General features: G+C 60.9%; 10 protein-coding genes. 5 read left to right on the forward strand and 5 right to left on the reverse strand.

The window, feature by feature from the left end; genetic code table 11:
• Positions 1 to 131: 131 nt before the first annotated feature.
• The 3 genes from NA645_RS02055 to glnA all read right to left on the reverse strand — a co-directional run bounded on the left by NA645_RS02055 (position 132) and on the right by glnA (position 2,877).
• Positions 132 to 761 (reverse strand): DUF4124 domain-containing protein, encoded by a 630-nt coding sequence (locus NA645_RS02055; RefSeq protein ID WP_256047284.1) that lies wholly within the window; start codon positions 759 to 761, stop codon positions 132 to 134.
• Positions 758 to 1,318: a DUF4124 domain-containing protein gene (locus NA645_RS02060; protein WP_256047285.1), complete on the reverse strand. Its 561-nt coding sequence runs from the start codon at positions 1,316 to 1,318 to the stop codon at positions 758 to 760. The genes NA645_RS02055 and NA645_RS02060 overlap by 4 nt, the downstream gene beginning before the upstream one ends.
• A 152-nt stretch (positions 1,319 to 1,470) precedes the next feature.
• Complete coding sequence (glnA, locus tag NA645_RS02065; protein ID WP_256047286.1) at positions 1,471 to 2,877, reverse strand: glutamate--ammonia ligase; 1,407 nt, start codon at positions 2,875 to 2,877, stop codon at positions 1,471 to 1,473.
• 336 nt (positions 2,878 to 3,213) lie between these two features.
• Here glnA and thiI point away from each other — a divergent pair, with 336 nt between their 5' ends.
• A complete protein-coding gene (gene thiI / locus NA645_RS02070) occupies positions 3,214 to 4,668 on the forward strand; it encodes a tRNA uracil 4-sulfurtransferase ThiI (protein WP_256047287.1) in 1,455 nt (484 codons plus the stop codon).
• A gap of 169 nt (positions 4,669 to 4,837) precedes the next feature.
• A complete protein-coding gene (gene typA, locus NA645_RS02075) occupies positions 4,838 to 6,661 on the forward strand; it encodes a translational GTPase TypA (RefSeq protein WP_256047288.1) in 1,824 nt (607 codons plus the stop codon).
• A gap of 116 nt (positions 6,662 to 6,777) precedes the next feature.
• Here typA and NA645_RS02080 read toward each other — a convergent pair whose 3' ends face one another.
• Both NA645_RS02080 and NA645_RS02085 read right to left on the reverse strand, forming a co-directional pair.
• Positions 6,778 to 7,980 (reverse strand): MFS transporter, encoded by a 1,203-nt coding sequence (locus tag NA645_RS02080; protein ID WP_256047289.1) that lies wholly within the window; start codon positions 7,978 to 7,980, stop codon positions 6,778 to 6,780.
• A gap of 332 nt (positions 7,981 to 8,312) precedes the next feature.
• On the reverse strand, positions 8,313 to 8,759 hold the full coding sequence (locus NA645_RS02085) for a DUF2147 domain-containing protein (RefSeq protein WP_256047290.1): 447 nt from the start codon (positions 8,757 to 8,759) through the stop codon (positions 8,313 to 8,315).
• A 358-nt stretch (positions 8,760 to 9,117) separates the two neighbouring features.
• On the opposite strand from NA645_RS02085, the gene NA645_RS02090 reads away from it, so the two are divergent.
• From NA645_RS02090 to NA645_RS02100, 3 genes are read left to right on the forward strand one after another with little or no spacing between them, the layout of a single operon-like run.
• Positions 9,118 to 9,885 (forward strand): substrate-binding periplasmic protein, encoded by a 768-nt coding sequence (locus NA645_RS02090; RefSeq protein ID WP_256047291.1) that lies wholly within the window; start codon positions 9,118 to 9,120, stop codon positions 9,883 to 9,885.
• On the forward strand, positions 9,876 to 11,228 hold the full coding sequence (locus tag NA645_RS02095; protein WP_256047292.1) for a GGDEF domain-containing protein: 1,353 nt from the start codon (positions 9,876 to 9,878) through the stop codon (positions 11,226 to 11,228). The genes NA645_RS02090 and NA645_RS02095 overlap by 10 nt, the downstream gene beginning before the upstream one ends.
• Positions 11,229 to 11,249: 21 nt before the next feature.
• Positions 11,250 to 11,975 carry a substrate-binding periplasmic protein gene (locus tag NA645_RS02100; RefSeq protein ID WP_256047293.1) on the forward strand — a complete coding sequence of 242 codons (726 nt, stop codon included), beginning with the start codon at positions 11,250 to 11,252 and terminating at the stop codon, positions 11,973 to 11,975.
• The last annotated feature ends 33 nt before the right edge of the window (positions 11,976 to 12,008 follow it).

The raw sequence follows: 12,008 nt of genomic DNA on the forward strand, positions 1-12,008 counted from the left end.
GCGGGCTGCAAGGCGCCCTTTTTTCATGCGGGCGCCGTCTGCCCCGACGCTCCAAAAGCAGAGCATGGCAGCGAGGCGGTACAGCGGGTGAGGCTAATGCCGCCTGTGCACCATTTCAGTGCATAGAATGGTCACAGAAAGGGCACGAAGGGAATATCTTTCTTTTCCTTGGGTTTGTCCTTCAGCGGACATTCGGGCCGAACGCCGTATTCGGCCTTTTTGCAGGGGTTGACCATACGCCGCTGCGCAAGAGAGGTGCGCAATAGGTGAAAGGTGCGAGGTGGGCTGCTTTGCAGTGCCTGCCCCTCGTCGTCGATCACTTCCACGATCAGCTGGTGGCTGCCGCGGTCGATGTTCCCCAGTGCGAAGGTGGGCTCGCTGGTGGCCGGCGCGACCGGGCTTCCATCGAGCAGCAGGCGGTAGTGGTGGCCGGGCTGCAAGGCGGGATCGCTGGTGACGCTGACGGACAGTTCGCCGGCATTGTTGCGCAGCGTGGTGTCGTGCTCAGGCTGGACGATTTCGAGCAGTCGATAGCTGAACTTGGCCTCGCGCGGCGTCTTGTCTGGTGTGGCCGGTGGTACCGTCGGCGGAGCGGGCATGCTATTGATTGGTCTGGAATCGACCGATTCGACCACGTGGCCACTGGGGCGGTCAGTGAATACCCGATTGCCCTGCTCGTCGACGTAGGTATACACGCCAGCAGCGGCCGGCATGGCTGCAGTCAAGAGCAGAACCGCCAGGAACTGCTGAACGTTCATCAAGATGCAGGCTTCGGTGGCTTCGGCGCTGGTGGCGGGCGCAGCGCCGGACTGGATGTATTGACCCGTTGCACGGTGAATTCTTCAGCGCTGCGCTGCACCACCTGACCGCCTGCCAGCACCTCGACTTGGAGCAGGTGGGTACCACGATCGACATTGCTCAGCTGTAGCGATGTATTGCTACTCGGTCCCGCCTGGGGGATGCCATCGAGCAGAAAGCGGATCTGGTGTCCCCGGCGCAGTGGCGGGTCGAGCTGGGCCGTGACGACAAAAGTGCCATTGTTGGCGCGCAGCGCCTGCTCATCGGGAATCCCGCCGATCGTCAGGCTTCGGTAAGGCTGCTGCTGTTCGCCCTGTTGGTCGTCAGGCAGTGGCGGCGGTGGTTCGGGGGTCTTGATATTCACGGTATTGGCCGGAGGCAACTTCACTTCGTCCGCCGCAACGCCGTCCGGCGGCTGGTTGGTGAAGACGGTGTTGCCCTTGTCGTCGGTGTATTTGTAAATCTGCGCCAGCGCCGGGACGCTGAGGATTAAAAGCAGGCCGAACAATGCAATGCGCATGGGAAGCTCCGCGAGGGTGTGGGCTGAAGCCTTGCACTGCTCGGGTTCTCAGGCAAGTTGGTTCGATGAGATTTGCGAACGCCGGCTTAAAGCGGCCGAAACGAACAAGGCCTCCCGAGGGAGGCCTTGTTGCGTGTGGCTTACGGCAACTGTCAGACGCTGTAGTACAGATCGTATTCCAGCGGATGCACGAAGGTGCGCACCTTGATTTCTTCCTCGCTCTTGAGTTCGAGGTAGGCATCGATGAAGTCATCGCTGAACACGCCGCCCTTGGTCAGGAACGCGCGGCCCTTATCGAGCTCTTCCAGGGCTTCCTTCAGGCTGCCGCACACCTGCGGGATCAGCTTGCCTTCTTCCGGTGGCAGATCGTAGAGGTTCTTGTCGGCAGCATCGCCGGGGTGGATCTTATTCTGGATGCCGTCCAGGCCAGCCATCAGCAGTGCGGCGAAGCACAGGTAGGGGTTGGCAGCCGGATCCGGGAAGCGCGCTTCGATACGGCGGGCTTTCGGGCTCGACACGTACGGGATGCGGATCGAGGCGGAACGGTTGCGCGCCGAGTAGGCCAGCATCACTGGTGCTTCGAAGCCCGGAACCAGACGCTTGTAAGAGTTGGTCGACGGGTTGGTGAAGCCGTTCAGCGCCTTGCCGTGCTTGATGATGCCACCGATGAAGTACAGGGCGGTCTCGGACAGACCGGCATAACCTTCGCCGGAGAAGGTGTTCTTGCCATCCTTGGAGATAGACATGTGCACGTGCATACCCGAACCGTTGTCGCCATACAGCGGCTTGGGCATGAAGGTCGCGGTCTTGCCGTAGGCATCGGCGACGTTGTGCACGCAGTATTTGAGGGTCTGAACTTCGTCGGCCTTCTTCACCAGCGTGTTGAACTTGACGCCGATTTCGTTCTGGCCAGCAGTCGCCACTTCGTGGTGATGCACTTCGATGACCAGGCCCATCTCTTCCATGGCATTGCACATGGCGGTACGGATTTCATGGTCGTGGTCGCACGGCGGAACCGGGAAGTAGCCACCTTTGACGGCTGGGCGGTGCCCCTTGTTGCCACCATCGACGTCCTGGTCGGTCATCCAGGAGCCTTGCTCGGAGTAGATCTTGAACATCGAGCCAGAGATGTCCGACTTGAACTTCACTTCGTCGAAGATGAAGAACTCCGGCTCCGGGCCGACGAATACGGTGTCGCCGATACCGGTGGACTTGAGGAATTCCTCGGCGCGTTTGGCGATGGAGCGCGGGTCGCGGTCGTAGCCCTGCATGGTGCTCGGCTCGACGATGTCGCAGACCAGGATCAGGGTCGGCTCTTCGGTGAACGGATCCAGCACGGCGGTTTCGTCGACCGGCATCAGGATCATGTCGGAAGCTTCAATACCCTTCCAGCCATGGATGGAGGAGCCGTCGAACATCTTGCCATGTTCGAAGAAGTCTTCATCGTGAGCATCACGAGCCGGAATGGTGACGTGGTGCTGCTTGCCCTTGGTGTCAGTGAAGCGCAGATCAATCCACTTCACATCGTAATCTTTGATCAGTTGAAGCGACTTCGACATGGTGTTCTCCAAAAAGTGGAAGCGCTGACAGGGGATGCTTCCGAAGCAGGGTGAAGCCGGGCGGCGATGTTCCGCCAAGGCAACCTGCCTCACAAGAGAGCAAATTGCATGCCAGTGCTCCGTCTTGGGTCCGGACGCCTGTAATCGACGGGTCGCCGAAGACTCAGGCCTCTCGGCAATGCGCGTCGTCCGCTTTGTGCACTTAATTGGTGCGCCGCTTTTAGCCTTTGTTCAATTTGAGTGCAGTCAGAGCGGGTAGATAAAGCTGACTAAAGCTTGATCAATTCCGCTATACTCCGCCCCCCTCTTTTTACGCCATACCGGCGCGCGCTGTTCATGAAGCTGATCGTCAAGGTTTTCCCCGAAATCACTATCAAGAGCCCACCGGTGCGCAAGGGCTTCATTCGCCAATTGGCGAAGAACATCCGCACCGTGCTGCGCGACCTCGATCCCGAACTGCGGGTGGAAGGCGTGTGGGACAACATCGAGGTAGAAACCGCACACAGCGAGCCAAAGCTGCTGCGTGAGATGATCGAGCGCCTGCGCTGCACGCCGGGCATCGCCCATTGTCTGGAAGTGCACGAATACCCGCTCGGCGATCTGGACGCTATCACCGAGAAGTGCAAAGCACACTTCGCCGATCGGCTGGCTGGCAAGATATTCGCCGTGCGCTGCAAGCGCGGCGGCAAGCATCCGTTCAGTTCGATGGATGTCGAGCGCCATGTCGGCAGCCGTCTGCGCGAGGAGTGCGGCGCTGCGGGCATTTCCCTGAAAGCGCCGGAAATCGAAGTGCGGATGGAAATTCGCGACCAACGTCTGTTCGTCATCCATGCTCAGCATGACGGCATCGGCGGCTATCCGCTGGGTGCGTTGGAGCAGTCCCTGGTGTTGATGTCCGGTGGTTTCGACTCCACCGTGGCGGCTTATCAGATGATGCGCCGCGGGCTGATGACCCATTTCTGTTTCTTCAATCTCGGCGGTCGCGCCCACGAGCTGGGCGTAATGGAAGTCGCTCACTATTTGTGGAAGAAGTACGGCAGCTCTCACCGCGTGCTGTTCATCAGCGTGCCGTTCGAGGAAGTGGTCGGCGAGATTCTCGAAAAGGTCGATAACAGCCAGATGGGTGTGGTGCTCAAGCGCATGATGTTGCGTGCGTCCACGCAGATCGCCGAGCGCCTGCACATCGATGCGCTGGTCACCGGCGAGGCGATTTCCCAAGTCTCCAGCCAGACGCTGCCCAACCTGTCGGTGATCGACTCGGCTACTGACATGCTGGTACTGCGCCCGCTGATCGCCGCGCACAAGCAGGACATCATCGACACCGCGTTCGAGATCGGCACCGCCGAGTTCGCCAAGAACATGCCCGAGTATTGCGGCGTGATCTCCAAGAACCCGACCACCCGCGCCAAGCGCTACCGTGTCGAGCACGAAGAAAAACAGTTCGATATGCAGGTGCTCGAGCGCGCTCTGGAAAACACCCGTCAGGTCGCCATCGACCGCGTAATCGACGAGCTGGGTGAAGATATTCAGGTGGAGGAAGTAGTCGAGGCGACGGCCAGCCAGGTCATTCTCGACATCCGTCACCCCGATGCGGCCGAGGACGAACCTCTGCAACTTCCCGGCATCGAAGTGCAAACGCTGCCTTTCTACGCGCTGAACAACCGTTTCAAGGAACTGGATGCCAATCGCCAGTACCTGCTGTATTGCGACAAAGGTGTCATGAGTCGCCTGCATGCTCATCATCTGCTGAGCGAGGGGCATGTCAATGTGCGCGTTTATCGTCCGAGCTAAACAGCCCGGCCTGCTGGGCGGCAGTATCCGCCACCGCCCTCCCGACCCGCTTCGTGGCTGTATTGCCGCGACATGTCGTTAACGATCTGCACTTTACTTTCATCTGATTTTTCGCGTTGGCCGCTCGATGCATTGCTGAGCAGCCCGACCCAACTACGAGACCACTACTGTGATCGAGAATCTACGTAACATCGCCATCATCGCTCACGTTGACCATGGCAAAACCACCCTGGTCGATGCCCTGCTGCGTCAGTCCGGCACCCTGGAGCGCAACGAGCTCAACGACGAGCGCGTGATGGACAGCAATGACCAGGAAAAGGAACGCGGCATTACCATCCTGGCGAAAAACACTGCCATCAAGTGGAGCGGCTACAACATCAACATCGTCGACACCCCCGGCCACGCCGACTTCGGCGGTGAGGTCGAGCGCGTCATGTCGATGGTCGACTCGGTGCTGCTGGTGGTGGACGCTCAGGACGGCCCGATGCCGCAGACTCGTTTCGTGACCAAGAAGGCATTCGAAGCCGGCCTGCGTCCGATCGTGGTGATCAACAAGATCGACCGTCCGGGCGCGCGTCCGGATTGGGTCATGGACCAGATATTCGACCTGTTCGACAACCTGGGCGCCACCGACGAGCAACTGGACTTCCAGGTGGTGTATGCCAGCGCCCTGAACGGCATTGCCGGACTGGATCACAGCGACATGGCCGAGGACCTGACCCCGCTGTACCAGGCCATTGTCGACCACGTCCCGGCCCCGAACGTCGATGTCGACGGCCCGTTCCAGATGCAGATATCCGCGCTGGACTACAACAGCTTCCTCGGCATCATCGGCGTTGGCCGCATCGCCCGTGGTCGCATCAAGCCGAACACCCCGGTCACTGCCATCGACATGCAGGGCAAGAAGCGTAACGGCCGTATTCTCAAGCTGATGGGGCATCACGGTCTGCACCGCGTCGACGTCGACGAAGCCACCGCTGGCGATATCGTATGCATCAGCGGTATGGATGAGCTGTTCATCTCCGATACCCTGTGCGATCAGAACCACGTCGAAGCGATGAAGCCGCTGACCGTTGACGAGCCGACCGTTTCCATGACCTTCCAGGTCAACGATTCGCCGTTCTGCGGCAAGGAAGGCAAGTTCGTCACCAGCCGTAACATCAAGGAGCGTCTGGACAAGGAGCTGCTGTACAACGTGGCTCTGCGCGTCGAAGAAGGCGACTCGGCGGACAAGTTCAAAGTTTCCGGTCGTGGGGAGCTGCACCTGTCGGTACTGATCGAAACCATGCGTCGTGAGGGCTTCGAGATGGCCGTGGGCCGTCCAGAAGTGATCATTCGCGAAGTTAACGGCGCGAAGCACGAGCCGTTCGAGAATGTCACCATCGATATCCCTGAAGAAGCTCAGGGCAAGGTCATGGAAGAGATGGGCCTGCGCAAGGGCGACCTGAGCAACATGGTCCCGGATGGCAAGGGCCGTGTTCGCCTGGAGTACAACATTCCGGCCCGCGGTCTGATCGGTTTCCGTAACCAGTTCCTAACCCTGACCAACGGCGCAGGCATCCTGACCTCGATCTTCGACCGTTACGACGTGATGAAGTCCGGCCACATGTCCGGTCGTCAGAACGGCGTACTGGTTTCGATCGATACCGGCAAGGCGCTGACCTACTCGCTGGAAACCCTGCAGGCGCGCGGCAAGCTGTTCGTCGAGCACGGCCAGGAAATCTACAACGGTCAGATCGTTGGCCTGAACAGCCGTGATAACGACCTTGGCGTAAACCCCACCAAGGGCAAGAAGCTCGACAACATGCGCGCTTCGGGCAAGGACGAAACCATCGCCCTGGTCCCGCCGGTCCGCTTCACCCTTGAGCAGGCACTGGAGTTCATCCAGGACGACGAGCTGTGCGAAGTCACGCCGAAGTCGATCCGTCTTCGCAAGAAGATCCTCGACGAAGGCGAGCGTAGCCGCGCTGCGAAGAAAGCCAACAAGGCTTGATTCTCGCCTAGCTGCAACGAAAAGGCGCCTTAGGGCGCCTTTTTGCTGCCTGCAATATTGCTCCGCCTTCAGTTCCGTATGCAGGAAATATAGACACCTGATGGTCGAAAGCCTGGTCAATGCGCGCCCGTACGCGAACGTGAGGCCGCCATCAGTGCATCGGACGAGTCCGATTCAGCGCTTCTTCTGTGAGTAGACGCGCCAATCGCGCAGAGCAACGCCAGAACCGTCAGACCAAGCCCGACCCAGGGGGTCCAGCCCACGCCCGCAAGCGCTACGACCAGCCCGCCTACTGCCGCACCCAGCCCCACGCCCAGATGCATCGCCGAGGTATTCAGCGCGACACCGGCGCTGCCGCTGGCGGGATCGCTGTGAAGCAGGAAGCTCTGCACGGCCGGGGAAATCATCCAGCTGATGGTGCTCCAGAGCATCACGCTTGGGATGAAGAAAACGCTGTGCAAGCTCAGGGGAATGGCCGCCAATGCCAGGCAGAAGGCCGCAGGAATGAGCACGAGGGCCAGGCGCGGACCGACGCGATCGGCCAGCCAGCCGCCCAGATAGCCGCCACCCAGCGCTGCCAGGCCGATCAGCAATAGCAATCCGCTAACCGCAGTGGCGTCGTTCATCTCAAGCATCGCCGCCAGGTACGGCGTGAAATAGGTGAACAAGGTGAAGTGCCCACCGAGCAGCAGTATCGAGACGGCTTGCGCCAGCCAGAGCGGTCGATGGCTCAGTTGTCTCAAGTAGCCGGCGCGGCCCGGTAGGGCGCTGGAGCGGCTGTCGGGCAAATATCGCCACAGCAGCAGGCTCAGGGGCAATGAGTAGATTGCGATGGCGAAGAAGATCCAGCGCCAACCGAACCAGTCAGTGACCTGTACGCCCAGAGGCACACCGAATACCAGCGAGGCACTGATGCCCATGAAGATGATGCCGATGGCCCGGCCTTGCTGCCCCGCAGGCGCCATCTCCGATGCCAGCAGAGTCGACATCACGATCAGCAGCCCGCAGCAGGCGGCCATGCCGATGCGCGCCAGGAGCAAACTGGCATAGTTCGGGCTGATTGCGGCGCAAGCGTTGAACAGCGCGAAGATCAGCAGCGCCGCTACCAGCAGGCGGCGGCGTTCCCAGCGTCTGGTTAGCCAGGCCAGCAGCGGGACGGCCACGGCAAAAGCGATGGAGAAGAGGGTAGTCAGCTGACCGGCCAGGCTGACCGAAACCCGAAGATCACTGGCCAATGGCGGTAGAATGCCGATGAGAACGCTCTCCGCCACGCCGGCAGCGAAGGTGGTGAGCGCTAGCAGAAACAAGCGAAGATCCATGACGGCTCCGATTCCCGGTGAGGGGTTTCGGGCGTTGTGTGCCTTCGGTTATCCCAAATTGAGTGGCGAGTTGATGTCGTGCGGTGACGCGAGGCATCAACCCATCCAGCCGGGGGAACGATAGTGACGGGCATTCCACCCGTCAACACCGGAGCCAGCCATGGGCGGTGGCCCCGCGGTCGGTTGACCGATGTGTTTGTTCGGTAGGACCGATCATTCCAGTGCATTGGGCGCAACATCGGCCCGTTGCGTTGGCCGCGCGAGCAGGCGCTTGAGGCGCATCGCAGGTCAGACCAACGCCGCGTTGCCCCGCCTGGATGTGACTTGCGGTTTTACTGACGAATCCAGGTCTGGGTGCGGCCCAGTGCTTCGATGCCGAGGTAACCGCGCATTTCCAGCTTTTCGCCGCCTTCGAGCAAGGTCACCTTGGCGCGGTAAGTCTTGCCTTTCGCCGGATCGAGGATGTTGCCATTGCTCCAGACGTGTTTCCCATCGGGCTTGAGCCCCCAGAGAATGGTCATTCCGGTGATCGGCTGGTCTTTGCGCTCGCCCTCGCAGGTGCTGCACAGCGGGTTGGGGCCTTGGTCCGACTGCAGAATCTGCGCCACCTTGCCGCTCACTGTGCCGTCGGCGGCTTCCTGAATCTCGACAATGGACCTGGGCTTGCCGGTTTCGTCATCGATGGTCTGCCAGCGGCCCGCTGGCGATTCGGCGGAAAAGGCCAGGGATGTGGCGGTTAATGGCAATGCCAGCAATAGGGCGGTGAGCAGTCGGCGCATGGTTTCTCCGGCGGCGTGATTGACGGCGGCGACTCTAGCATGGCGCCCAACCGTGGCGCTTTCCGACGCTGTATCGCTCGATTCCGTTCGCACTGCGCCGGCCGCCGGCTCCCGATCATCCAGAGCATGGTGTCGCGAGACGGCCATCAGCGAATCGCAGCAACGGCCCCGGCGAGAAGCCCCCATTGCCACCTGCGCGCACCGTCTATCGGAGGGTTGCGGCAAATGTGGGTGGGCGTTTAAGTCTGCGCTTGCGAAGCCGAGAAAAAGGAGTGCTTGAATGCTCTTTGAATGATGCCAATATGATGGCCAGTTTGCGTGGTACCTGCCTGATGTTCCTCGTTACGGAGGTCGTTCGATGAATCGTCCGTCGTTTCGCCATATGAGTCTTGCCCTGTCGCTGCTCGCATGGCTGTTCGGCAGCCATACGGCTTCCGCAGGCGCAGGCATTACCGTTGTCACCGAGGAGCTGCCGCCCTACAACATGACCGTTGACGGGAAGTTGACCGGCATGGGCACCGAGGTCGTACAGGCTCTGCTGGATGAGGTAGGGGAACAAGCGCGCATCCAGTCGATGCCATGGGCACGCGCGTACGACATCGCGCTCAATTCTGAAAACGTGCTGATCTATTCGATCGCCCGGACTCCGCAGCGCGAAGCGCTGTTCAAGTGGGTCGGGGTTATCGCGCCGACACGCTGGCACCTGTTTTCGTTGCCGGGTAAACAGTTCCACCTCAAAAGTCTCGACGATGCGCGTCAGTACCAGATCGCTACGGTGAAGCAGGACGTCGGCGAGGAGTATCTGCTCGACAGGGGTTTTGTCATCGGCCAGAACCTGCAGTCGAGCAACAAATACGAACACAACTACAAAAAGCTAAAGGCCGGGAGAGTGGATCTTTGGATATCCAACGATCTCAATGCGCACTATCTGGTGCGGCAGGCCAGCGGTAATCCCGACGAGACGGCTGTGGCTCAGTTGAAGCTGGACGATCTGGGCGGGGCCGATGGCTTGTGCTTGGCCTTCAGCAGAAGCACGTCAGACGAAGTGGTCGAGCGCTTCCGCGAAGCCTTGGCCAAGGTGCGCGCCGATGGGCGCTATGACGCGATCGTAAAAAAATGGCTCTGACGACCACCACACCAACAGGCCCAGCGACTTCGTCACCCTCTCCGGCCGCAGTGGGCTCGCTCGGCCGCCGGCTGGTGCTGGCAACGCTGGGGTTCTGCCTGCTGTTTACCTTGGCCACGGTTGGCGTGCGCACCTGGTCGGCGTGGCAAACGAGCCTGGCCGCGATGAACGCCGAGCTGATCCTCATCGACCAGGTCTTCCAGAGCAATCTGGCCAAGGCGATCTGGGAGATGGACAGTGATGCCCTCGAAACCCAGCTCGACAGCGTGGCCAAGGTTGCGCTGGTCGGTCGTGTCGAACTGCAGATCATCCGCGCCGGTCGTGCGCCGGAGGTCCTGCGGCGCCAGAGAGCGGACGGTCCCGCCTCGCCCCGTATTCCCAAACTGCAGCGTAGCCTGACCTATGAGCCCTACGCCGGCGCGAGCGAAACAGTGGGCGAGCTGACCTTGGAGGGTAACGAACGGGTGCTCTGGGAACGCCTGCTGGACGAGGTCATCAGCATCGTCGTCACCCAGGTCATCCAGTCATTGCTGCTGGCCGGGCTGATCATGTGGATGTTCAACAGCACCGTCACGCTGCACGTGCGCAAAATCGCCCGTCACCTGACCGGGCTGACGCCGGAAAATCTGGATCGGACGTTGCGGCTCGATCGCTCAGCAAAGCGGCGGGACGAACTGAGCCTGCTCGAAGCCGGTGTCAATGGGCTACAGGCGAAGCTCTCCACCTACCTCGAACGTCAGCATCAGGATGAGCTGGCCCTGGCCGCGCATCGTGACCGGCTGGCTGAACTGGTCGAGGAGCGGACCGTCGAATTGCGTGCCGCCAATGTTCTGCTGGAGCAGCTGTCGCGTAGCGATCCGCTCACTGGCCTGGCTAACCGCCGCCATTTCGATGAAATCAAGGACGTTGAATTCCGCCGCGCCCTGCGCCTCGGCCAGCCCTTGACCGTGCTGATGTGCGACGTGGATTTTTTCAAACGCTACAACGATCACTATGGCCACGCGCAGGGTGACCATTGCCTGCGAACCGTCGCCGATACCCTCAAATCCGTGCTCGCTCGCGCCGGTGAGGTGGTGGCGCGGTTCGGCGGCGAGGAATTCGTGGTGCTGTTGCCGGGCGTTGATGCCGATGCGGCCTGCCGCGCCGCTCAGCGCCTGCAGCAGCGACTGGCCGAGCGCAAATTGCCGCATGAAGCCTCACCCGTGTCGCCGTATCTGACCATGAGCATCGGGCTGGCCAGCTTCGATGCCGATTCCATGGACCACTTCGATCAATTGCTGCGCTGTGCGGACGAGGCCCTTTATCGGGCCAAGACGCTGGGGCGTGACCGGATATCCTACTAAGCCCCGACGAGGACGAACACGATGCGCCTGACAGTCTGGATTGCCCTTTCGCTGGGACTGCTCGGCCCTGTGGTGCATGCCGATACCCTTCGTGTAGTGACGGAGGACACCGCTTACACCTATCTACACGATGGCAAGGTGGCCGGTCCCGCCACCGAAGTGGTCGAGGCGACACTACAGCGCGCAGGGTTGGCTGACTATCAGATCGGCCTGTATCCCTGGGCGCGCGCCTATGACATGGCGCTGCAGGAGCCGGGCGTGCTGGTTTATCTCATCGCGCGGACATCGGAGCGCGATGAGCTGTTTCGCTGGGTTGGCGAGATCATGCGCATCGAGTACCACTTCTACAAACTGAGGGCGAGGGGCGACATTCAAGTGCCCGATCTGGACGCAGCGAAAACCTATCGGATCGGTGTGATGCGCGAGGACGTGCGTCACCAGTACTTGCAGGCCAACGGTTTCAGCAAAATCATGGTGACGGCCCACAACAGCGATAACTTCAAGCGCTTGCTCAACGGCCAGGTCGACCTGGTGCCCATGCCGGAGCAAGACATGATCGCCCTATGCAACGAGGCCGGCCTGGACCCGGCCATGGTCGAGAAGGTCTTCACCACCAACGCGTCCACGCAGCTCTACATGGCCTACAGCCGGCGTACCGATGACGCTACCGTGCTGCGCACCCAGGCGGCTTTCGAGCAGTTGCGGGCCGAGGGAGCGGTCGCCCGCATCATGGCGCGCCAGCGCTGATCGGTGCTCTGGCCATTGCGCGTTGCGGGCGGG

It is taken from the genome of Stutzerimonas stutzeri, assembly GCF_024448955.1.
GTDB lineage: Bacteria > Pseudomonadota > Gammaproteobacteria > Pseudomonadales > Pseudomonadaceae > Stutzerimonas > Stutzerimonas stutzeri_AQ.